The 22,054-nt window shown below is 44.5% G+C and carries 19 protein-coding genes and 2 pseudogenes; 15 read left to right on the forward strand and 6 right to left on the reverse strand.

Annotated features, from left to right (window positions below):
* Positions 1–511 precede the first annotated feature (511 nt).
* Together VT06_RS15270 and VT06_RS15275 are read left to right on the forward strand one after the other, a co-directional pair.
* Positions 512–1,636: an ATP-binding protein gene (locus VT06_RS15270; protein ID WP_046555220.1), complete on the forward strand. Its 1,125-nt coding sequence runs from the start codon at positions 512–514 to the stop codon at positions 1,634–1,636.
* Complete coding sequence (locus VT06_RS15275) at positions 1,633–2,895, forward strand: VWA-like domain-containing protein (protein WP_046555199.1); 1,263 nt, start codon at positions 1,633–1,635, stop codon at positions 2,893–2,895. Before VT06_RS15270 ends, VT06_RS15275 begins: the two co-directional genes overlap by 4 nt.
* A gap of 25 nt (positions 2,896–2,920) precedes the next feature.
* Here VT06_RS15275 and VT06_RS15280 read toward each other — a convergent pair whose 3' ends face one another.
* On the reverse strand, positions 2,921–4,702 hold the full coding sequence (locus tag VT06_RS15280) for a hypothetical protein (RefSeq protein ID WP_046555221.1): 1,782 nt from the start codon (positions 4,700–4,702) through the stop codon (positions 2,921–2,923).
* 243 nt (positions 4,703–4,945) lie between these two features.
* On the opposite strand from VT06_RS15280, the gene VT06_RS15285 reads away from it, so the two are divergent.
* Entirely contained in the window at positions 4,946–7,033 is a 2,088-nt protein-coding gene (locus tag VT06_RS15285) for an ATP-binding protein (RefSeq protein ID WP_052750306.1), read from the forward strand.
* 13 nt (positions 7,034–7,046) lie between these two features.
* Here the strand turns inward: VT06_RS15285 and VT06_RS15290 are convergent, their stop codons facing one another.
* On the reverse strand, positions 7,047–8,093 hold the full coding sequence (locus VT06_RS15290) for a YafY family protein (protein ID WP_046555200.1): 1,047 nt from the start codon (positions 8,091–8,093) through the stop codon (positions 7,047–7,049).
* 105 nt (positions 8,094–8,198) lie between these two features.
* Between VT06_RS15290 and VT06_RS15295 the strand changes: the two genes are divergently transcribed.
* Together VT06_RS15295 and VT06_RS15300 are read left to right on the forward strand one after the other, a co-directional pair.
* Positions 8,199–8,873 carry a HEPN domain-containing protein gene (locus VT06_RS15295; protein ID WP_046555201.1) on the forward strand — a complete coding sequence of 225 codons (675 nt, stop codon included), beginning with the start codon at positions 8,199–8,201 and terminating at the stop codon, positions 8,871–8,873.
* A gap of 56 nt (positions 8,874–8,929) precedes the next feature.
* On the forward strand, positions 8,930–9,631 hold the full coding sequence (locus VT06_RS15300; RefSeq protein ID WP_046555223.1) for an HNH endonuclease: 702 nt from the start codon (positions 8,930–8,932) through the stop codon (positions 9,629–9,631).
* Positions 9,632–9,724: 93 nt separating this feature from the next.
* On the opposite strand, the gene VT06_RS15305 is transcribed toward VT06_RS15300, so the two are convergent.
* Positions 9,725–11,443, reverse strand: a complete 1,719-nt coding sequence (locus VT06_RS15305) for a DUF1998 domain-containing protein (RefSeq protein ID WP_161795046.1) — start codon at positions 11,441–11,443, stop codon at positions 9,725–9,727.
* 473 nt (positions 11,444–11,916) lie between these two features.
* On the opposite strand from VT06_RS15305, the pseudogene VT06_RS17890 reads away from it, so the two are divergent.
* From VT06_RS17890 to VT06_RS15325, 5 genes and pseudogenes are all read left to right on the forward strand, one after another.
* Positions 11,917–12,096, forward strand: a pseudogene (locus VT06_RS17890) (IS3 family transposase); the annotation flags it as partial.
* A gap of 93 nt (positions 12,097–12,189) precedes the next feature.
* On the forward strand, positions 12,190–13,806 hold the full coding sequence (locus tag VT06_RS15310; protein ID WP_200898007.1) for an AAA family ATPase: 1,617 nt from the start codon (positions 12,190–12,192) through the stop codon (positions 13,804–13,806).
* Positions 13,794–15,383: a VWA domain-containing protein gene (locus VT06_RS15315; RefSeq protein WP_052750308.1), complete on the forward strand. Its 1,590-nt coding sequence runs from the start codon at positions 13,794–13,796 to the stop codon at positions 15,381–15,383. Before VT06_RS15310 ends, VT06_RS15315 begins: the two co-directional genes overlap by 13 nt.
* A 57-nt stretch (positions 15,384–15,440) precedes the next feature.
* Positions 15,441–16,481 (forward strand): nuclease-related domain-containing protein, encoded by a 1,041-nt coding sequence (locus tag VT06_RS15320; protein ID WP_046555203.1) that lies wholly within the window; start codon positions 15,441–15,443, stop codon positions 16,479–16,481.
* A 16-nt stretch (positions 16,482–16,497) separates the two neighbouring features.
* Positions 16,498–17,181 carry a hypothetical protein gene (locus VT06_RS15325; RefSeq protein ID WP_046555204.1) on the forward strand — a complete coding sequence of 228 codons (684 nt, stop codon included), beginning with the start codon at positions 16,498–16,500 and terminating at the stop codon, positions 17,179–17,181.
* A gap of 94 nt (positions 17,182–17,275) precedes the next feature.
* On the opposite strand, the pseudogene VT06_RS17895 reads toward VT06_RS15325, so the two are convergent.
* A pseudogene (locus VT06_RS17895) lies at positions 17,276–17,449 on the reverse strand (transposase domain-containing protein); the annotation flags it as partial.
* Between the two features lie 7 nt (positions 17,450–17,456).
* On the reverse strand, positions 17,457–17,687 hold the full coding sequence (locus tag VT06_RS15330; protein WP_046555226.1) for a helix-turn-helix transcriptional regulator: 231 nt from the start codon (positions 17,685–17,687) through the stop codon (positions 17,457–17,459).
* 152 nt (positions 17,688–17,839) lie between these two features.
* Between VT06_RS15330 and VT06_RS15335 the strand changes: the two genes are divergently transcribed.
* From VT06_RS15335 to VT06_RS15355, 5 genes are all read left to right on the forward strand, one after another.
* A complete protein-coding gene (locus VT06_RS15335) occupies positions 17,840–18,070 on the forward strand; it encodes a hypothetical protein (protein WP_046555205.1) in 231 nt (76 codons plus the stop codon).
* Entirely contained in the window at positions 18,063–19,238 is a 1,176-nt protein-coding gene (locus tag VT06_RS15340; RefSeq protein ID WP_046555206.1) for a site-specific integrase, read from the forward strand. The genes VT06_RS15335 and VT06_RS15340 overlap by 8 nt, the downstream gene beginning before the upstream one ends.
* The gene (locus VT06_RS15345) at positions 19,235–19,522 is read left to right on the forward strand and encodes a hypothetical protein (protein ID WP_046555207.1); all 288 of its coding nucleotides are present in this window, start codon (positions 19,235–19,237) and stop codon (positions 19,520–19,522) included. Before VT06_RS15340 ends, VT06_RS15345 begins: the two co-directional genes overlap by 4 nt.
* A gap of 147 nt (positions 19,523–19,669) precedes the next feature.
* Positions 19,670–20,062 carry a hypothetical protein gene (locus VT06_RS15350; RefSeq protein WP_152659042.1) on the forward strand — a complete coding sequence of 131 codons (393 nt, stop codon included), beginning with the start codon at positions 19,670–19,672 and terminating at the stop codon, positions 20,060–20,062.
* Positions 20,059–20,274, forward strand: a complete 216-nt coding sequence (locus VT06_RS15355) for a hypothetical protein (RefSeq protein ID WP_046555209.1) — start codon at positions 20,059–20,061, stop codon at positions 20,272–20,274. Before VT06_RS15350 ends, VT06_RS15355 begins: the two co-directional genes overlap by 4 nt.
* Positions 20,275–20,630: 356 nt before the next feature.
* Here VT06_RS15355 and VT06_RS15360 read toward each other — a convergent pair whose 3' ends face one another.
* A complete protein-coding gene (locus VT06_RS15360; RefSeq protein WP_046555210.1) occupies positions 20,631–21,176 on the reverse strand; it encodes a PIN domain-containing protein in 546 nt (181 codons plus the stop codon).
* Positions 21,177–22,054: the final 878 nt, after the last annotated feature.

The following is a 22,054-nucleotide window of genomic DNA, read 5'->3' on the forward strand; positions in this document are numbered from 1 at the left end:
TAACATCGAATTTTTTTATTCTTATACAGTTACATTGATAGCAACGTCATACCAACAGACTTTGCTTTTTTATCAAATGTCATAGTTTCAGAGCATCCTACATCCTTGCTAAGAGTGACTATTAATGCGTCCAAAAAATCACCATTACCCTCTTCAAATACCTTTAAAGCGCGGTAGCATGATTCAGATTGTTCAATTGAAAACTGTTTTTTTTCCAGCACCATTCTGAACATTCAAAAATTGTACGACTTGTATGTTACGCGAAATGAAATAATTAAAGCTGAACCGATGTACGCATTCGGTTAACAGAGCCAACTTAATCCCAGTCAACTACTGCTGCTTGCAACTGATAGTTTATTTAATGCTCGACGGTATTGCCGAGCTAGCTCGAAATAAATATATTAACTGTGAATGGACAAGGTTGCAGCGAGCGGCTAAACATAAAGTACAACGTCTCAAGCTGTCGTACCCTGTTGGTACGCTAAATTTATTTAGTGCAGCAGAGGTGTCTATGTCTTCAAATCAGATTTTAATCACTACAAAAGAACTTACGCAATTCCTTAGCCTGCAATTACAACTACTGAAAGATCCAACCATTGACGGCTTGGTGGCGCCTATTATGTTGTGGGGGCCGCCTGGGGTGGGTAAAAGTTCTGTTGTGCGAGAGCTGTGCCAGCAACAAGGTATTCAATTTATTGACATTCGACTGGCACAACGTGAACCGGTTGATATTCGTGGTTTGCCCGTTGCGCGGGAAGATAGAGTAGACTGGCTACTCAGTGGTGAATGGCCGCGTGATCCCCATAGCCGTGGCATTATTCTTTTCGATGAGCTAACCGCTGCTGATCGTAGCTTACAGGTTGCGGCCTATGAAATTATACTAGATCGTCGATTAGGCGATTTATATTCGCTGCCACCAGGCTGGTTGGTGATGGCCGCAGGCAATCGGAGCAGCGATCGGGCGGTGGCTTATACCATGTCGAGTGCACTGGCTAATCGATTTTGCCATCTGGAATTAACCGCCAATTTAACCAGTTGGACGCAATGGGCCCGTGAAAACGAGGTTGATGATGGTTTAATCGCGTTTTTACGTTATCAGCCACAATGCTTTTTTGATATGGAAGCGGATTTAGAGCGCGGCTGGCCCAGCCCACGCAGTTGGGAGAGGGTGTCATTTTATTTAAAACAGCAGCAAGAACTGGGCGACACTCTGCTACAAAAAGTTATTTGTGGTTTAGTGGGCGCGGGAGCCGCTTATCAGTTATCTGCTTTTTTAAAATCACGTGATCAAATGCCCGACGTGCATCTCATGCTGAATGGGAAAATACCTATTCATATTCCTGAGCGACCAGATATGTTATTTGCTTTTTGCTCAGCCCTTAGCCATAAGTTATGGCAATCACCTACTATGCTTGACACCCGTATTAGTCGTTTTCTAGAAATTGGCGTGGTAATGTCTTCCGACTTTGCCACCCTGACTTTGGTCGACTGCTTACAACATCCAAAAACAGAAGAAATGCAGCGGCGCACAGAACTGATATTGGGCCATCAAAAATTTGACCTTTGGTCTGAAAAACATGGCCAGAGTTTTGATGCTCTGCAAGGTTCAGACCTTATTGCGAATGCCCCCATATGACTGAAACCCTAACCCTAACGTGCATTTTACCCGACGAGCAGGTGCAGCAAGAGAAAAAAGCATTACTGGTCGAGTTGCAGCAACTTCGCTCAGATCTATTACTTAGCCAGCCTTTTATTGCGGTGTTGGCAATGCGCTTAAAGCTGGTAGTCGTAGCCGATGATCGGCTGGCTACTGCCTGTACCGACAGCCATAATGTTTTTTTTAAGCTGGATTTTATTAAGCAGTGTAGTTCTGATCAAAAACGCTTTGTATTAGCGCATGAGGTATGGCATTGCGTAATGGGGCATTTTTTTCGTCAACAGCAACGCGAAATGCGGCGCTGGAACTTCGCCTGTGACTATGAAGTGAATGCTATTTTGCAGCATTATTTTTTACATAAGGATATGCCAAATAATGTGTTATTTAGTGCTCACTACTTGGGGAAATCGGCAGAGCAAATTTACGTTATTTTGGGCAAACTTTCTGAGGATGACTGGGCTGAAACACTGCACTGGCAAGGCAGTGAACTGCCAATAATTGAATCGCAGTTTGATCAGCATCTGCCTGAACTTGGTTCGGCTTTGCAAGGTGGTATCCGCATTGATCCAGATTTTCAGCTAACATCAGTCAATGAGCAAGATGTTCATCGCTGGCGTGAATACACGGCTGCCGCCGCTCAGGTTACCGGTGTCTTGGCCGGTAGTCACAGCGCCGGATTACAAAACATCATCAACAATGTATTAAGCCCGCAGTTATCCTGGTCAAGCCTGTTACAGCGTTTTATTCAGCGCACGATTAATGGCAGTTACAGCTGGCATCGTCCGGCACGGCGTTATCTGGCGCAAGGGCTTTATATGCCGGGTCGACAAGGTACACGCCTTACTATTAGTTTAGCTATTGATACCAGCGGCAGCACTATGGCAGATTTACCACAATTTTTGGCTGAAATGACCAGTATCTTGCACGGCTTTGACCAAGTGCGATTACAGGTGATTAGCTGTGATATGGCAATCACAGATGTTAGCTACTATGAAAAATCTGATTTACCGGCTTTGAAAAAATGGCAGGCCAAAGGCGGAGGTGGTACTCAGTTTACTCCGGTATTTCGTTTTGTAGAACAGGGCGAAGGTGAGCAAGGCGCACCGCAGGTACTTATTTTTTTTACTGATGGCTTCGGCGCGGCTCCGTCGCAAGCACCTGCTTATCCGGTAATATGGGTGTTAACAAGAGAAGGCAGTGCTCCGGTCCCTTGGGGAGAGGTGATTCGCTTAAGCTAATCACCCGCAATTAAAGCTGAGAAGTTCAGTTTGCTCTGGCTAATGCGGCCTTGATATACCAAATTTTTACACTTTCATAAGATACCTCAGCCAAACTTGTGGTAAGGGACAGTGAGGTATCATTTGCTATCGCTAACAATTTAGGCCTGACATACTCTGGAAAGGTTTTCATTGCCAGCGGCAAAATGTCAGTTAAATATTTTGGCGATAAGCTCAATGCCAAAAAATCAAATAGCGCCAGGCACCATTTCTGCTCAAGTTTACTAAGCTCAGCACCTTGCTGGCAAAGGCGATGAAAGCGAGTCGATAAACGCAATAGCCCGGGAAGTAGCGCATTATTCAGGGTTAGCCAAGTATGAGTATGGGTGGTTATTTGATCACAAAATAGCCGGATAATGGCTAAGCGTTCAGCTAGCGAAAAAGGACTATCCTCTTTGGTCAGCAAATTACACAGCGTAAAAAAACCAGCCGGTTGCTGAATGAGTGCAGAGTGCACCATTACCGACATAAAACGCTTCGTGTTTTCTTGCCCGGCACGATAAGCGATTAGCCAGAGTAAAACATCAGCTTCCAGTGTTTCAAACAATCTGTCGGCTTTAATGCTCCAGTTCCAGCTTTGCGGCATGACCTCAGCTAGCGAAGATTTGAAGTGGATCTGCCGGCGTTTGTTTTTTAAATACAGCATACAGCGCAGCGGCCACAGTTTGGCTATTGGGAAATTTAATTGCGCCAACGCCTGTAATAACATAATCGCATGGCACACGTTATAGGGTTTAAACTGTCTTGCCGCCTGGCACAACAAGGCTTCAATTAATTCAGTATCCATTCGCTCGGTCAGCTGTTGCAGTGTGTTGCGGATCATTGCTTCATTAATAGAAAAACTAGCTTGATCTAACAGTTCAGGCGCAAAAATGCCGCTGCTAAAAATTAGCGGTGAACCGGCTTTTAACCGGGTTAAATTAGGGCAATCAGTAACATGTAATTGTTCAATAGTATCCGAGCTAAGCTCGGTAAGGGCACTGCGGCGTAGTTTTACACTTTGCCAACACCCGGCAAGCTCAACACTGCCGTGGGCGGCATCGGTTAGTTGGGCCTGGCCGGCAGTAAAACCCGCCGGCGCGCTTAAGCGGCTAAATTGTGGGCATTGTTGCAACTGTAAATATTGTAGTGCACCATCCAAAATATCAATACTACGCAGACCAATAGCGCGTTGTACCGTTAAATATTGGCAACCTGACACAGTAAGGCCATCAATGCCGGCGATATCGGTAAATAATAATGCAGGTAACTGAGCAAAAACCGGCACCATCGCTTGCTGAAAACCACCGCTAAATATCACCAAAGCTTGCTCTGACATATCTTGGAGCATGGCAAAATCGTCAATACTTATTTGATTCAGGTCATAAAAATGAACCTTTTGCCGTAATGCTAACTGGTGCTTAGCAACCAGCGTAAGCAACTCGGTGTCCTTCTGCCAACACATGTCCAACTGGCTTATTGGTCCGGTTAGCTGCAAACCATGCGGAAAACTTTCTACATCAATATGCACAACCCATTTGTTAGCGGGGGAGCCATGTAATGTAACTTGTTTTAATGCAGCAGCACCTTGTATGCGTAAATGTCGCTCTGCCGCAGTAGTACAACATATTTCAAGTTCTTCCAGTGCCGTTACCTGCATTAAGTCTAAGTGACGTAATGCCGTTTGCTTAATGTTCAGCCTGGTGATAGCTGCGTCACAAATACTGCTGCTATGGTCCGCATTAAGTGTTAAGGGTGCTTTATCACAAATTTGTTTAAACCCAGTCATAACACCTCGCAATGGCAATATATCAGGCAACATACCAGTAAACATTGTCGCAATATGGCGCGACAACTTGGGTCTTGCCTGTCTTGTTTTGACTTTATGCCGCTTATTTATGCCGCTGATAACCCCATTACAGTTCACCGATTTTTCAGGTGCGCTATTTATTGTCGGTATTGTTATTTTCGCGTCTTATCCTGTCGTACCCCGTCTTTACAATGGTTAAGTCGTAACAGAGGAGGGTGGTTTATGGGTATGGCAAAACAAAAGTTAAGCAAGGTCGTGAATACTGAGCTGCTGTTTATTGATACCGACTCGCCGGATATTTGTCGGTTGTGGGCATATCGTTTAATTGTGAACCAGAAGCTGATAAAAAAACTGTACGACATAGACGAACTGGATACGCAGTTAGCTATCATACTCGGGTTAAGCAATGAGGCAGAGCTGTTAAGCCCGATGCAATTACAGCGCGCTTTGATTGAAAAGTTACGCCAGCTAGAGTTACAGCCTGCAATCAGTTTGCCGGCTACGCTGGCCGTTAATATCCAAAGCCTGGGCGCAATGATTGGTCTGAATACGCTTGAGCAACAACTGCTGGGTTTTATCGCTCTGGTTAAAGCAGATCAAATGCTATCGAGTGTTTGTGCTTTACTGCGTAATGTAAAAAAAACACAGTTACCAGCTTTATTGGCGCAAACTCTCGGCGCTACTGAAGCGGCAGTGAAACACATGCTGCGCTTTGACAGCACCTTGCTTAACTCGGGTTTAATTGCTGTAGAGTCGCAGCCGATATTTTCGCTTGACGATGTGTTTGAATTTATTTCATTTAATTTTGGCTATAAGTTATTTGAAGACAATACCGATACCCAGCGCTTACTTAAAGAAATCGTGCAAAAGACCACACCACCTTCGCTAACCATATCGCAATATCAGCATTTGAATACCGATTTACACATTTTACTACCTTACTTAAAAAAGGTAGTAAAACAGCAGTTGCGCGGGGTTAATATCCTGATTTATGGCCCGCCTGGTACTGGTAAGAGTGAACTGGTGCGTGTTGTGGCGCAACAGCTAAAAATACCACTGTTCGAAGTAAGCAGCGAAGATGATGAAGGCGATGGTATTGCTGGCCATAACCGCTTAAGAGCGTATCGAATGGCGCAAAGCTTTCTAGCCAACTCAGCAGCATTACTATTGTTTGATGAAACAGAAGATGTTTTCATTCAAAATCCCTTTGCCAGACAGGCAGAGCCGCGTAAAGGCTGGATGAACCGCATGCTGGAGCAAAATGCGGTGCCGTGCTTTTGGGTAACGAACGACCGCAGTGTGATAGATGATGCCTTTATCCGCCGCTTCGACCAGGTTATAGAGCTTAATACACCACCAAAAGCGCAGAGGGCTGCTTTGCTTCATAGTGCAGCGGTTAACTTGTTGACGCCGCAAGAAGCGGCGCAGTTGGCGGAGCATCCTCATTTAACCCCAGCTATTATAACCCGTGCCGGAAAAGTGGTGGCGCAGCTTAATCCCAGGTTAAAACGCACAACTAAGGTTGCTGCCTTGCAGCACCTGATGCAGCAAACACTGCGTGCTCAGGGGTATCGCATTAAAGATGAACTAACCCACGACGTTTTGGGGCCGGTGTATAATGCTACCTGGGTTAATAGCGATGTAGACTTAAACTTGCTGACTGAGGGGCTAAGTAATGCGGGCAGTGGTCGCTTATGTTTATACGGGCCGCCTGGTACCGGTAAAACGGCGTTTTGCCATTATCTGGCTAAACAATTACAACAACCATTACTGCTTAAAACGGCGTCGCAGCTTATCGGTAAATTTGTCGGCGAAACCGAACAAAATATCGCTGCAGCGTTTGCAGAGGCTAAACAAAATGAAGCCATATTGTTGTTGGATGAAGTTGACAGCTTTCTACAAGACCGCCGTAAAGCGCTGCATAGCTGGGAGGTTACCTCGGTAAATGAAATGCTGATGCAAATGGAAGCCTTTAACGGCATTTTTGTCGCCAGCACCAATTTGCTGCATAACCTTGACCAGGCATCGCTACGCCGTTTTGATTTAAAAGCCTGCTTTAATTATTTAAAGCCAGAACAAGCGGTAAGTTTATTTAGCGCGCATTGCAAACAACTTAAGCTGCAGCCTTGCCAGCACAGTGTGCAAAAAATATCGGGTGTGCGGCAACTTACCCCCGGTGATTTTGCTGCTATAGCCAGGCAAAGCCGCTTCCGGCCTTTTAGCACGGCTGGCGATTTTGCGAGGGCATTACTGCAGGAGGTTAGCCTGAAAAGTGCGGATACGGCTAAACCTATCGGTTTTTTACAGTAGCATCACCTTATGTTTAAGGGGCGTTATTACTTTGAAGGTGGTTGCCACTAAGCTCGGGGTAATGTGCGCAGCTTTTATGTAAGCTGTTAATAATGCTTTGCCGAAGACTGGCGGGTGCCAACACTTCTATGCTACTGCTGTGCGATAAAATCCACCACTGTAATTGCCAGCCATCATGAACGGTGGCATTAAGTCGATGCCAACCTTCAGTTTCAGGACTAAGCCGCATATCCTCAGAAAGAGGTGCTTCTTGTAGCAACTGGCTTAAATAAGGACTTACTCTGGCTTGTAGGGTAATTTGCTCGCCATTGGCAAACTGTAAGGCGCCACTTTGTAAATACTCTGGCAATGTAAACCCTGCCGGACTGTGAAGTGTGTTTTCAGTTATGGCCAATTCAACAAAGCGATGCAGTGCAAATAAACGCACGTCCTGATAACTGCCTATAGTGGCAACAAGGTAAGTGATATGGCCGCGTTGCACCAAGCCCAGCGGGTTTAGAAAATACTGTTTTTGTTGCTGATCATACAGTGCGGTGTAAGTGGCTTGCAGTTGCTTATTCTGGCTAAGCGCTTGTTGCACTGCTTCATATAGAGCAGGAGAGGTAGCCGGGGGTATCATCGGCAGTGCCGGCGATACTACGGCAATTTTATCGGCTAACCGGCTATTACTATTGCTGTCTTCCAGCGCTTGCAATTTATTTTTTGCCTGGCTAAAACGGCTATTCAAACTTTGCAGCATCACCTGCGGCAAAATGCTTTTAAGGGTGCCCTCTACCAACTGCAGTATCATGGCGTCGGCCACAGTGATACCAGGTAGCTGAATATCTTTATTCTCCATCCAGCGCCATAAGTGTGCAGTTTTGCTGTCATCACTGACAATCGGAAATACCATCGACAAGTCATTTAAGTCACGTTCAACCGTACGTTTAGTTACCTTAAAACCATGATTATCAAGCGAAGCTTTAAGCTGCGCTGCTGTTTTACCTTCGCCGCGGGTTGGCAGCAAATTCAGTAGCTCCCATTGCCGGCTTAACGTAACGTGTGATTTGGCAGAAGACATAACAACCCATCCCTGAATGTAATGCAAAAGCTAATATAGTACTTGCCGAAATGCCGGCAGCTATGGCAATAATAGAGACAAGCACTGCAAATAGGAAGCTGCAAAATGATATTAGATAAGGACTTAACCCACAGTGCTCTTAAAGCCTATCAACGGCAACACCGCGACCATTTTCCAGAAAGCCTGTCATTACGGGTACACCGGGCACTTAGCTGGCTGAGTAAAGCAGAGCAGGCCAGAGATGCAAAAGACGCTGACACCGAATTTATCTACTACTGGATCAGCTTCAATGCTGCTTACGCCTATGAGTTTGGCGAAACTGAGCGCTTAGCCGAGCAGCAGAATTTTCAGGCTTTTATCGCAAAAATGGCTGATCTTGATACCGAAAACCTACTTTATAACCTGATTTGGCAGCAATTCAGCGGCAGTATCCGGCTGTTAATGGATAACAAATTTGTGTTTCAGCCGTTCTGGGATTTTCAGCGAGGCCGCATCACCGAAGAGGAATGGCAACAACGCTTTAGCGCGTCCAAAGCCAACCTGAATAAAGCGCTGACCGATAAAAATGTACCCGGAGCGTTGTCTTACCTTTTTAGCCGGCTCTATACCTTACGCAACCAACTTATCCATGGCGGCGCTACACACAATAGCAGCGTGAATCGCGAACAACTAAAAGACGCCTGTAACCTGCTTAACAAGCTTATCCCGCTAATTATTACCTTAATGATGAGCGCACCTGAGCAGTTGTGGGGTGAGGGGTGTTATCCGGTGGTATGTTAAAAAGTAGCAATTTCAAATACTAGAAAATAGTTTGATTTTTTTTAATGAGGTATCTTGTGAGTAGGAAAAAATTTATTGAATCCGTCGGTGCCACTTGTAAAAACTGGAATTGGAGTTGGTCATTCGTAAACCATCAAGAAAAATTTGTCATTTTCGGACTCTGGGATGTCCATGAAGATGGGTTGATATTCGATAAAAGCTGGAGTGGTAATGGACGAACTCAGTCACTTGAACATATTGATCTTATTGAAAATAATGCTTACCAACTTCAAACCTTCCCTATGCAATATGAAGAAGGAGAAAATGGAAAAGCAAAAATTAAAAACTTTACTCCGCTTTTAGAGAAAAAAATCCTTGTAGGAATATCTGGCCGTTGGTTCGCACTCAGTGAAAAAAGGCGCACCGTGTTATCAATTCCTGAGGAAGTTTTGTTCCCTGAACAGTTTACTGAGGGGGCGACTAAAATAATTTCCGTCAATGCTTATGAACGCAATGTCAAAGCCAGGGAGAAATGCATTGCTCATTATGGTTGCAAATGTTTCGTTTGCGGATTTAATTTTGAAGCTAAATATGGCTCTATTGGCAATGGTTTTATACATGTTCATCATGAAGTACCGCTATCCGAAATAAAGAAGGAGTATAAAGTTGATCCTATAAAAGATCTTAAGCCTTTATGTCCTAATTGCCATGCGATAATTCATAGAATAAATCCGTCATTAAAGCTCGAGGAATTGATTAACGCCTTAGAGCAAGTTTAGAAAGCGTAATTTTATTAATTTGTTACAGACAGAGTAAGGTAATTGGATAGTTGCCTCAGGATGAAAACTGGATGGCAACTATCCTCTTCGTCCTTATTTTTTAATTACAAAGTACGTTGACCAATTTGCACTGTTGATAACTGTCAGGTCCTCTAACTTACCCAGAATATCCTCTAGTTGGCCTTCAGCATCCAGATAGAAGTCATGTTCTTTCAGAATGCTGGGGGTAAAGTTAGGTTTCCAGTACCCTACACCTTGGTCTAACAGGAACTGCGTTTGGGAGTTATCAGCCCAGTCAACGGTTAATATTCTTGAATGTGGCAGCTCCCAAGCGGAAGAGACCGTATTAACGGTTACCTCGGCAGTAGCACATGCATTCTTTATTAAGTTGTGCAAAATATGCTGTTGTTCCGTGTCAAACCGCCAATCGTGGGTTATAAACTTGCCTTGCTGTACCGAATTACTTGATACTGTATTGATAAGTACTTTTACATTATTGTCAGAAATGAAAGCGCTCAATAGCTTACTGCATAACAAGGCGGCCCATGGCGACTTAAGATAGCGGTCACTGTAAGTAAGTTGTTTAACCGCTGTAGTACTCAGTCTTGTAGCAAAATCCGGCGCTTTAACCTGTAACAGTTCATTTAAACGAGCAGCAAATCCGCTAATTGTTCCGTTTAATTGCTCCGTTAACTCCAGGATCGCAAAGCTATCGTTAACTAATTTACTGCTATCAACCTCGAACGGGCTAATTAGAGCAGGTGCTAATTTTTCACTTGATACCCAAATCGTATCCTCTGCTGTTATTAACCAATTTTCTCCAGCAATAGTTGCGTCTTCAGAATTCGTAATAACACTGATGCAGCTATCATTAAATAGCACTTGCACCCCGATAAAGTTGTTCTGCGAAACCTTAATAGCATCTTCACTTACTGTATAAGTAGGGATCCCCATACTACGGTAAGCACTTAGTTGCCTTTGCATTTCAATATCAAGCTCGGTTTGCTTTGGTATAACCAGTTCGATATTCAGTTTGTCAATTAACTTCCATGTCAGCAGCCGGTCTTTAAAGCCTGGCAGCGCTAGATCCCAATGCTCAACGGGTCCTTGCAGGTAACAGCGCAGAGTAAATGGTTGTTCATTGGATTTACGGCGGGTCTGACAGGCCTGAATAAAGCGAATGGGACCTACAGCACATAATTCAGCTCCATCAATTCTCTGAAACTGTTCTGGTAAGTGCAGATACTCTTCAATTTTGCAGTTTGCAAGCCAGGCTAATGCGAGCTTTCTGTCAAGTTGCTGTTGCTCAACTCTGCTATCAGAACTGGCCAGGCATTTAGAGCATGCATTAGCACAATCTGCCGGGCAGCGTAGTAATTGGAACGCTTGCATAAGCAGCAGCTGAATATTGTTAAGTCCACTTAAAACGAAACCTGCACCGCCACTTACGTTATCAAACACCTGGATAATAGATCTGGTTTTCTTACTCGCTAAATCTTTATCCAGCCTAACAGCGAATCCCATTTCTGTACTGGCTATACCTATATGTTCTGCAATCGTGTCACGTAGCGCAACCGCAAGCGTTCTGGCAACAATCTGATACTCTGAACTATCAGACAACCATTCTCCTGAAACTGGATCTCTTAATGCCAGCTCAAGTACATCAGTTTGGGTATGATAGCCAAGATAAAGGTTGGTTTTCACATTTCGGCCAGAACAACTCTTTTCTTTGTGGCTTCCTGTTGCCCCGCCTATCGGACGATGTTCTTTGTCAGCAGCTAATAATTTTGGCGGTGTTGTTGCATCTAACATGGACTCCGCCCGGCCGCACGCGAGGCATACCGCAAAACCATGCTCATTTTCACCAGAAGAGTGATGAAACACTGTGCCATCATGGCCAAAGCGAAGAAAACCACATCGAGGATCGGGCAGTGGTAAGGTTTCCCCATATACTTGCACCCGAGGCAGCGCCATCTTTATAAACTTTTGACTGGTAATATCATTTGACGTTGGTTCAAAAAAATCGGTAGCAAAGCCAAGGGGTTTCAGAACCGTTTTTATGTCAGTAACCGTTTCCTGGCAGTGCGTGCATTTTAGGCTTTCCTTATTGCTATAAGCATTTTCTTTTACGCCGGTTGCACCGCAGTTATTGCAGCGCCAGGTCAAATCGAATTTTAACGGCTTGCCGTTGCCAGATTCATAGTTTTGTAAAAGCACACCGGCCGAACGATAAACTCTGCCATCTATCACTAAACTGGAGCCAGGCGCATATTCCCTTAGCGCTACATCAAAGCTTCTTCCACTCATTGAAAGTTGAAGCGATCCACGACGAGCCAATCATGGATAGGGAAACAATGCGCCAGTGTGTTTTTGAGTACATTGAGGTTGATTACAACAAGACCAGAAGGCATAGTGCTCTTGGCTATCTTAGCCCTGAGAATTTTGAACTGAAGAACAGTGCTTAGCAAAGTGTCCACTGTTGCTGGTACAGATCAAGGAAACAAGACATTCAAGTACCAGTGACCAAGAAAGTCGTAATTTAAGAATTAGGAGCAGTAATGCAGGAAAGCAGTAACACTATGGATGTACAGGAAGAACAAACCACCACTAAGAAGCCGGTAGCCAAGCAAAATGCGATGCAACAGCGTATTACTAAACTGCTAAAACAGTTAGGCGAGGGCATGCACGAACGTGAGCAGGTGCTGGCAATTGCTTTGCTTGGCGCTATTGCCGGGCACAACACCTTTTTATATGGCCCACCAGGTACAGCAAAAAGCTTAATTTCACGTCGTTTAGCCGCTGCCTTTGACCAGCCAAAGTACTTTGAGTACCTGATGAACCGCTTTAGTACTCCGGAAGAAGTGTTTGGCCCGGTGTCGATAAAAGAGCTAAAGCAAGACCGTTACACCCGCCAGATAGATGGCTATTTACCAACTGCCGACTTTGCTTTTTTGGATGAAATTTGGAAATCCAGCCCGGCTATTTTAAATAGCCTTCTTACCATTATTAACGAGCATATCTTTAAAAATGGCGCTGAGCGGGTGCAGGTGCCGCTTAAATCGCTGATAGCCGCCTCTAACGAAGTACCGGCAGAAAACCAGGGGCTGGAAGCACTGTTTGACCGCTTTATAATTCGTTTAGTCGTACCGCCAATTACTGCGGAAGAAAACTTCGCCCGCTTGCTTAACAGCAAGCCAAGTTCTGATAAACCTGCCGTAGCACGCGAGTTGCTGATCAGCTACAACGAGTTAGAGCAGTGGCGTGAGCAGCTGCACAACGTGCAACTAAGCGCTGATACCATGCTGGTGATTAAATATATTCGTCAGCAACTGGCAGAGCGGTTTGATGAGTTAAAGGTATATGTGTCTGACCGGCGCTGGCAGCGTGCAGCAATGCTACTTAAAGCCTCTGCGTTTTGTAACGGCAGAAAAGAAACCAACCATAGCGATACGTTATTGCTTAAGCACTGCTTATGGACTGCCCCAGATAACCAGCCGAAGGTTGTTTCCTTGGTTGATGACGCGGTTAAACGCTGCGGTTTTGATACTGAGATTGACCTGGCGAAACTGGACAAGGAAAAAGAAGCATTAGATAAAGAAATCAACCATGAATTGTTTCACTCGGAAGATATTTATAAAACAGAAACGTTAAAAGATGGGCAAGTTTACTTTAAGGTTGTCGCTACCTTTAAATATTCACGCCGAGGATATGGTTACAACACCCAGTCAGATGAGAAAAAGACACTTTATGTCCCTTTAGTAAGATTTAAAACACAAGGCGAATTTCATCCTGTAGATTTTTCTGGAAATGAAAACTCAGGTGTTAAGTGTGAATTTGATGGACAGGGCTCGTGTAAATTAACGCTAAATAATAGTTATTATGAAGACTATACCTTTGACCCCAAAATTCTTTTTCATCGTGGTGATAAAAAGCAGGATATTAACGAACGCTTGGTTAAATCATTAGCTACCTCTGTTAAAGACATTCGCAATCAGCTCGCTTTGGTACTTAATCAGGTTCATAAAAAACATAAAAAGTTAAAGACAGAGCTATTCAGCCCTTTTGCAACGGATGAAGAAACTGATATTGCTGTGGACGGGATAACCACCCAGACTGAGCAGATAAAACTGCGTATTGCCGATTGTGAGCGGCTGGAATCGCTATGTCAGCAGTAATAGCGTCTGCCCAGGCCTCGCTTGTTGAAGCCAGTATTAAACAGCAGTTTGCCGACTTGTTTGCAAAGTACGCTGCGCTAAACGAGCAATTAAGTAGCCGGGTTAGGCAGTGGCAAATTACTGCTGAAGACCACCTCGAGCAAAACGATCCTTTCGAACACTACCGAAAGCAACTGGCCAGGTGGCAACTTAAGGTTGATGCACCAGGTAGCTTAGCGATAAACCGTACGTTAATTAGTGACTATGAGCGGTTTTGCCGTTTTGCCAAAGCACCATTTGATGAAGCGTTCTGGCTACGGCAACTGACAATATCAAATAAAAAATCTGACAAAGCCTTGCTGGCAAGCCAGCTTTTGTGTCAGGAATGGCAAAAGAAGCTGGATGATGCACTTGCAGTCTGGCAGTCTGAACAGCTTAGTAAGCTTGGCAAAACACTGCTTGATGAGCTTACCGATTGGCTAACTGCGGTAGCAAGTTTTGTTGCGCGCGTGGGTAGCAAATCTATTGGGATGGATAGCTGGTTGGCAGGCATGTTAAACAAGCTAACCGGGCAAAATGTGCAGCAAATGACACAGTGGTGTGAAACGCTTGCCGAGATGTCGCAACAACTTGAGGCGTTAGGTTTAGACCCCCAAGTTTGGCTGGATGCCAGCCTGGACGAGTTAAACCCGGCAGGCCTTAACGCATTACAACAATGGGCTAGTGCGCTGGCTAATGATATTGCCGCACAGAAAATTGCCGATATTTTAGGGCGTATGCGTGAGGCAGAATGGGCAGAGCAGATATCGGTAGTTAAACAGACTATGGGTGTTAGCACGCCGGTGGTGGATATCAATTCGAAAGAAGAGATCATCGGTCTGCGGCTGGGCAAAGATTTGGAGCACGCTTTGCCCTCTGAGTTAGCGCTGATGGCTGATCCGGATACGGCTATTTTATTCGATTTAAAATATCTGGAGTCCAAGCTGATATGTTTTGAGCTGCAGGGGACAACGTTTCAGGACGAAAGTGTTGAGATTGACGTTGAAACCACCGAGCAACAAGAAGAAGCCAAAGGGCCAATGATCCTCTGTATCGATACCAGCGGCTCTATGATGGGTGAACCGGAATATATGGCCAAGGCAATGGCGTTGTATTTAGGCACTAAAGCAAAAACGGAAGACCGCCCCTGTTACATCATTAACTTTTCACAGCAGATAGAAAGCTTTGAAATAACCGGTAATAAGGGTATTTCGGCGTTGGTGGCGTTTTTACAACGTTCATTTTATGGTGGCACCGATGCCGCCCCGGCATTAGCAAACGCACTAGACATGCTTGAGCAAGAGCAGTACACCAAAGCGGATGTGCTGATGGTATCTGACTTTATTATGGGTACGTTACCCTCCGATTTGCTTAAAGCCATTGAGCAGCAAAAGCAGCATGGCACCCGGTTTAATTCACTGGTTATAGGTAATGTGTTTTTATCAGAGCGGCTTAAAACCCTGTTTGATAAAGAATGGGTGTATAACCCTTATACCCACCAGATCCATGAAGTAGTTAGTTTTGCTAAAGGTGTTGGCTTAGCAAAGATCAGTAAGTGATCAATGAAGGCTACTACTGGTTAAGCTTGCCTACCAAGATATTAATATACGAGCATTATGATCCTAAAAGACAAAACTCAGACCAGCTCTTCATCCATCAAACTTGATGCAGGCATTAAGCAAGAGCACGATGTCGCGTTTTACCTGCGCCGTGCCTACAAAAATAGCGAAAACGTTTTGGTGTTGAATGATCTGCGCATTGAACATGACAGCGAAAGCGCGCAGATAGACCACCTAATTGTGTATAGCTATGGCTTTATCGTGGTGGAGTCGAAAAGTATTCGGGGTGAGGTTAACGTAAATGAATACAGCGAATGGACCCGCAGCTACAAAGGGCAGTGGAGTGGTATGCCCTCGCCAATTAAACAGGCCGAGCTGCAGCTTAAACTGCTAAAGCAGTATCTGTGTGCTAATACCGAGAAGGTTGTTGGTAAGTTTCTGGGTATTCAGCAGGGACTTGGCATGCGCTGTTACGATGTGTTTTGCGCTATATCCAGCGATGCCATTATTGACCGTTCTAAGGCACCGAAAGACATTGCCGATAAGCTGGTTAAATCGGAGTTTGTTACTGACGCGCTGGATAAGAAGATGAACTTTAAAAAGTTCTATAACGTTGTTGGCAAGATATACGATACCCGTCCAAATTTTAGTAACGAGGAACTGCAGCATATCTGCCAGTTTTTACTGGGTAATATTCAGCCGCAGCACAAAAGTAATGCGGTAAACGAAGTGCCGGCAGCATGGGCTACCCCAATTGCAATGCAACCAAAATCTATTGATGCCTCTCAGCCCTTAAAGCAGCATGCGGAGATAAACAAACCTTACATACCCGTGGTTAAGGCGTTGGCAGAAGCCGCAGTAGGGCAGCAGATTAGCGTCCAATGCAAACACTGTGGTGATTGCAGCGCACTAAGCCCACAATCAGGCCGTTATGGATACTTTGTACAATGCGGCAAGTGTGGTGGCAATACACCGCTTAAAAAGCCATGCCCGGCGTGCAAAAGCCAAAATACTAAGGTGAGCAAAACAAAATCAGTTTATCGACTTAATTGTGTTGATTGCGCTGCAACCGCTAAATTAATACTCATTAATCTTTAACCCTGCGGTAGCCGCTATGAAATACCAATTTTGTACTACCAACGCCCTAACCAAGTGGCTTAAAACTGATTTACCCCGTTTACCGGCAGAGCCTGGCAAGCAGGTGGGCGTCAATAGTATTACCAGCACCGCAGAGCAAATGAGCTGGCAGCTGCATATTATTGAAAACAGCTATGGCAGTTGGCATAAAACCATAATCGCTACTGAGGCCAATAGCCGCTTTACCGTGTTTATACCGGTTGATTTACTGATGACACCTGACCAGCTAACCAAACGCCTGCAAATGGAATGGCAGTATGTATTAGCGGAGACACTGCAACTTCATAGTGATATGCCTCGCAGTGACATAGCGTTTCTGCTAAGCAACCTGAGTGATGTTAGTTTCGAAACTGAGTGGGTTAAAAATACCGACCTTAGTGTTAATGGCCATATTGGTGACGCTGGCCTATGGTTAACCCAGACGCTAGCTGACAAACGGCGGGCGGAGTTATCACCTGAACTGGCACTGGAGTTAGCCGTTTACCTTAATACCCAGCCTAAGCGGGTACAGAAAAAGGCCAGGTTTATACCGGCTGAAAAATTACTCGAGTATTGCCATACATTGGATGGGGCAGGGCAGCCAAGCACCCAGGATGAAAAGTGCACTGATCTGCTTCAACCCGGCGGCAATGTCGTTTATTTAAAAGATTTTAAGCCCTGAGTATTTTTAGCAGCATCGGAAAGTCGTACGCAGCGATCACAGGTTGGCGCTCTAATTTAAGTGTCCACTTAATTTTTAGTGGACACTTAAAGTCTTAAATCGCGTTACCTGGCTGGGTGGATAAGTCAATGTTCCAGGGTAACAGTTCATTGATGAGGTTGATGGGATGATTGCCGCTACGTTTGAGTACAGCTATTAGATAGTCATTTGGGTTGATACTGTTTAGTTTAGCGGTACAGAGTATCGAGTACAGTACCGCAGCCCGCTTGTTTAAATCATACATTTTCATCAGGTGTATGAGACGCAACCTTGTCTAAGTCTACGCCAAAATAAATACATAACTTATCTAAAACATCAGTCGTCGTATTGTAGCCTTTCTGATTAGCAATTTTTGACAGCGTTGTACGGTGAACGCCAGTGGCCTTTGAAATGTCCTCGTAAGTGATGCGCTTACCATCATTGAACTCCTTATCAGCTATGAGTTCTTTCAGTCTAAATCTAATCATGATCTCCCCCCTTAGAGAGAGCTTAGTGTACATCAAAAAAGCCTATTACTCATCATATGATGAATAAAAGCTACTAAAGATGCTTGGCAATGACATTTATATGTTCATAATGATGAGTATACGCTACATTGGTTCAATAAGGAGTACGTAAGATGAGTAATACCTACTTAACTACTGAAGAGCTTTCTTCGCTCATTAAGTATGACCCGAGGACAATTCGCGAAACACTCAAAGATCGGGTGTTGCATGAAGGCGTCCACTACATACGTCCTTTTGGTGGTCGTAAGATTTTGTACATCTGGGAAGCCATCCAAAAAGACATCGCAAAACCGCAAACACAGGTAATTATTCCAATGGCAAACGGAGGTATGGCTCATGGGTAGTATTAGGATAAGAGGGTCAGGAAATCTGCAAATTGATTTCCGGTATATGGGCACACGCTGCCGCGAGCAGACAGCTTTGCCAGACACCGCAGCAAACCGCAAAACGTTGGCAAAGCTGTTGTCGAAAATTGAAGCGGAAATTTTGCTTGGCATCTTTGTGTACAGCAGTTATTTCCCCAACAGTAAAATGGTTGTGCGCTTTGAAAAACAGCAGCAACGTTTGCTAGCCGGTAACCGTGCTAGCAGGCTGCCAACATTGGAGGAGTTCGCCCAGATCTGGCTTGACGAAATGCAGGTTAGTTGGAGGGTGTCTTACAACAAAACAATGCGGTTGATAGTTCAGAACCGCCTGATCCCATATTTTGGGGTAATGGAGGTCGACCACATCACAAAAGCTGATCTTATCCAGTTTCGCGCCACACTCGGCAAAGTTCGTCGCGATAATGGAGAGCAGATTTCAGCAGGTTATATTAACCGTCATCTGAAAGTTATCCAGATGATTCTTTGTGAAGCAGCCGACCGGTATCAGTTTACTGCGCCGGTACGTTTAAAACCACTGAAAATGAAAAAGAGTGATGTTGATCCATTCACGCTCGATGAAGTGGAACGTTTCCTGTTGCATGCCCCAGCAGCGTTTGTTGATTACTACATTGTGCGGTTTTTTAGCGGCATGCGTACCGGCGAAATCGATGGACTAAAATGGCGCTTTGTTGATTTCGACCGGGGCATCATTTTGGTCCGTGAAACCTGGGTTGGGGGCAGGGCGGAGTACACTAAAAATGACGGCTCTCAGCGTGAAATTATTATGTCGCAACCGGTGCGTGAGTCACTAGAGCGTCAATTTGAGGCAACAGGGAAAGGTGAATTTGTATTTGCGACCCGCAACGGTACGCCATATAACCACCGCAATATTACCCAACGGGTATGGTATCCGACGTTAAAAGCCTGCGGACTTCGCGAGCGGGTTCCATATCAGACTCGACATACTGCTGCCACGCTCTGGCTGGGGGCGGGTGAAAACCCGGAATGGATTGCCCGGCAAATGGGCCATACCACGACAGAAATGTTGTTTCGGGTATATAGCCGCTTTGTGCCTAACCTAACCAGACAAGATGGTAGTGCATTCGAAAACCTCTTACTGAAGCACTTAAAGCAGGAGGGCGCATGATGGATGTTAATAATTTACCGGTCATGCAGCAGCTCCACGCTGAGCGTGACTTAAATCGGTTAGTTCGTAACCACACTGACGTACTGTTATCAGTTTTTAAAATCGCTCCAGAGGGAACCGGTATTATTTCGTTATTTGGTAGTGGAATGGAATTCACAAATAAGGAAGCGCTGCGAGTTTGGGTTCGAAAAAACCTGCTGGATCACTCACACTACGTATGCTTGCCAACGCTACGGGATATGTTAAAGAGGGAGTTGAATGCTTTTTCGCAAGGTTGGATTTAAAACCCAGTAATAAATAGTGAGGTTATGCGGGCAATATGACTTTGCTCGCATAACCTTGCGTGTATTGTAGTACTATCCTGTTTGACAACTTTCTGCCAGATTGTAGCAGCCCGCAGCTAAAATCGATAGCTGAGACAATGTAATTGATTGGGAAGTCCATATTACACAAATACCAGTTTTGACTATAATCAAAAGAAAGCAAATCAAGAGCCAACGACTATGCCTTATTGCCAGACAGCATTTCAAATTGTGAAGCTAGATCAGGTTGAAAGTCTGCTAACAGTTTTTGCCCAAGAGTGCTTCATCGGAGGGCAGGCTGCTCATCAGCTAGATGATGGCACTTTCTCGATTGACGCAGGGGAAAACGATGTTCGGGCTATCTATGATGAAGACAATACAGCCATAAGATTCTTCTGCCGCTACAAACGTGACATGAAGTTTTACGACAACAAACTACAGACATTTGCCGCCAAGCATGGGATTGATATAGCTGTCGCCTGTTTACAACTTAATTCGAACAATGGCGGGACTATATTGTGACCAAACAACTTGATGTTCTGGCGTTGGCTCAAGAAGTTGAGCGAGACTGTCAATCTGGGAAATTAAGCCGTGAGTTGCTAGGTCAGGGGCAAGTGCTTTACGGTAAGAGCCTTCAATACCCTGATTATCTCCAACGTATCACTCCTGATGGCAAAAAATCACTCGGTCACTGGCGGAGTGGTGAGTTTGAAGAAGTAATAAGTCTGCTTTAAAACAACGCTCGGCAGTGCAGTTTGCAACGTGTGCTGAAATTAAGCTCGGAAAGAGCAGTGAGCGTCTGTTTTCTTTAGGTGACTCATCAAGCCATTTATCCAGGTCTTCCTTTAAGAGGCGTATCGAGCGTCTAATTTTGATAAATGGCGGGGCAGGCGTTCGATTAGCTTTGCTTCTCTCTTTTCTGAATTGTAGTGACTCATATCTGATCTGACACATTCTTCTAAAAGTTTAGATTTAATCTGACAGGCAGTTATGAGCGAAAAGCGGAAGTAACGCCCAAATTTAGCGCGTAAAGTCGCGCAGCAGGTTGACGTCGCAGCCAGCGATTTTTGCTGGCGATAAAATTTTTTTGTTAGCGGCGGTACTCAACGCTATCACCCGAAACCGAAATGACATTATCACTAACAAGCTGATTTAAATAACCTTGTATAGCAAGTTCATTGCCTTTGATTCGCATGTGTGAGGCAATATGGTTGCGTAGCGATGCTACTTTTTTAGGCCGCTTATCTTTGGGCTTTGATGTCAAACTTTGTAGCAATTTTGCACTGATATTTTCCACATTAGCAAGTTTGATATGCTTGCAGGTACGGCCATTAGCTTTTATGTGAGCAATCAGTGGAGTAAAACCATTGTCATTTGAGATTATGTCGAAAGTAAGGTCTTTACCGGCAGCGCTATCGTAACGTCCGAGATAATAAGATAAATGAAAATCCAGGTTATTTGACTGCGTTGCCTTAAGCTGAACAATGACTATTTCCAGTGGTATATCGTATTTTTTCTCACCAAAATCTATTTTGGGTTGTTTAGCGCCAAGGAATACAATGATTTTCTGATAAGCCGAAAGGTCTATTTTTTCTAAATTGCCGATGTTTTCGTAATCAATAAATGCCCACTTCACTGTGATAACTCCTTTTTAGCGCTAACAGTTATTATGTAGACTTCTCAGTAACATCCGAAAGCCTACGCAAATTCATACCCATGAGTTTACCGAAAATCAATAACTTGAAAAGCCCATCACGCACTAAATTTACTTTATATTTAAAAGAAGGATTAACATGGCTCGTGCATTTAAATGGCTGGCTACTGGGCAATTCTAGGCCGAATCAAACCGGGCTAAATGTTCGGTTTTGGCACTGACCGGTCATAACTGGTGAAAGGCAGCCAAGATCGAAAAGCGGAATTTTACGCTGCTAATCAGTTGCTACGCTTTTACGTCGGCTTAATTAACCCTGTTAGGTCAGTCATTCTCGCCCAAGGAATTCACCCTCTTCACTAAGTACATAAGTTGAAACTCTGAAGATAAATCTAGGCCCTGAGTGATCGTTAATGATTTGCAAATGTCCGCCACATTCGTGCCGGAAGTTACACACTATGTTGCTCTCAGTGTTAAACGTTAACGGGGCAGTTCTGTCAGACCAGCACTTTAGGCATCTTGCTTTCGATTTCCGGTTCTCCAAAATTTTTAGCCATTCGCCAAGATTATCTATCTCATTGTCCAGCCTCATAAGCTTAGACTTCAACTGTCGTTTCTCTGGACGGTATCGAAAAATTGATAGAAGACCACTACTCAACTTATTCTGACGATAGTGTGTTTTAAGCCGTTCGCGCTTTTTTGAAACTAACTCCTCGCGTAACTCGACTTGGTCTATTTGTTCGATGTCGGAATAGCTTGCACAACCGAAACACCATCCTTTGGCACGCCCAGTCTCGATAGTTTTACCATTCTTGGTTTGATATCGAATCAGTATAGGCCGATACATCTCAAGCGTTTTATAA

The organism is Arsukibacterium sp. MJ3, assembly GCF_000987765.1.
Lineage (GTDB): Bacteria > Pseudomonadota > Gammaproteobacteria > Enterobacterales > Alteromonadaceae > Alishewanella.

Excerpts from the sequence above, each read along its gene's own strand:
- VT06_RS15330 (WP_046555226.1), bottom strand. The coding sequence starts at position 17,687 with ATGATTAGATTTAGACTGAAAGAACTCATAGCTGATAAGGAGTTCAAT.
- VT06_RS15325 (WP_046555204.1), top strand. The coding sequence starts at position 16,498 with ATGAAATACCAATTTTGTACTACCAACGCCCTAACCAAGTGGCTTAAA.
- VT06_RS15290 (WP_046555200.1), bottom strand. The coding sequence starts at position 8,093 with ATGTCTTCTGCCAAATCACACGTTACGTTAAGCCGGCAATGGGAGCTA.
- VT06_RS15285 (WP_052750306.1), top strand. The coding sequence starts at position 4,946 with ATGGGTATGGCAAAACAAAAGTTAAGCAAGGTCGTGAATACTGAGCTG.
- VT06_RS15345 (WP_046555207.1), top strand. The coding sequence starts at position 19,235 with ATGATGGATGTTAATAATTTACCGGTCATGCAGCAGCTCCACGCTGAG.
- VT06_RS15270 (WP_046555220.1), top strand. The coding sequence starts at position 512 with ATGTCTTCAAATCAGATTTTAATCACTACAAAAGAACTTACGCAATTC.
- VT06_RS15295 (WP_046555201.1), top strand. The coding sequence starts at position 8,199 with ATGATATTAGATAAGGACTTAACCCACAGTGCTCTTAAAGCCTATCAA.
- VT06_RS15275 (WP_046555199.1), top strand. The coding sequence starts at position 1,633 with ATGACTGAAACCCTAACCCTAACGTGCATTTTACCCGACGAGCAGGTG.
- VT06_RS15310 (WP_200898007.1), top strand. The coding sequence starts at position 12,190 with ATGCAGGAAAGCAGTAACACTATGGATGTACAGGAAGAACAAACCACC.
- VT06_RS15315 (WP_052750308.1), top strand. The coding sequence starts at position 13,794 with ATGTCAGCAGTAATAGCGTCTGCCCAGGCCTCGCTTGTTGAAGCCAGT.
- VT06_RS15305 (WP_161795046.1), bottom strand. The coding sequence starts at position 11,443 with ATGTTAGATGCAACAACACCGCCAAAATTATTAGCTGCTGACAAAGAA.
- VT06_RS15335 (WP_046555205.1), top strand. The coding sequence starts at position 17,840 with ATGAGTAATACCTACTTAACTACTGAAGAGCTTTCTTCGCTCATTAAG.
- VT06_RS15280 (WP_046555221.1), bottom strand. The coding sequence starts at position 4,702 with ATGACTGGGTTTAAACAAATTTGTGATAAAGCACCCTTAACACTTAAT.
- VT06_RS15320 (WP_046555203.1), top strand. The coding sequence starts at position 15,441 with ATGATCCTAAAAGACAAAACTCAGACCAGCTCTTCATCCATCAAACTT.
- VT06_RS15340 (WP_046555206.1), top strand. The coding sequence starts at position 18,063 with ATGGGTAGTATTAGGATAAGAGGGTCAGGAAATCTGCAAATTGATTTC.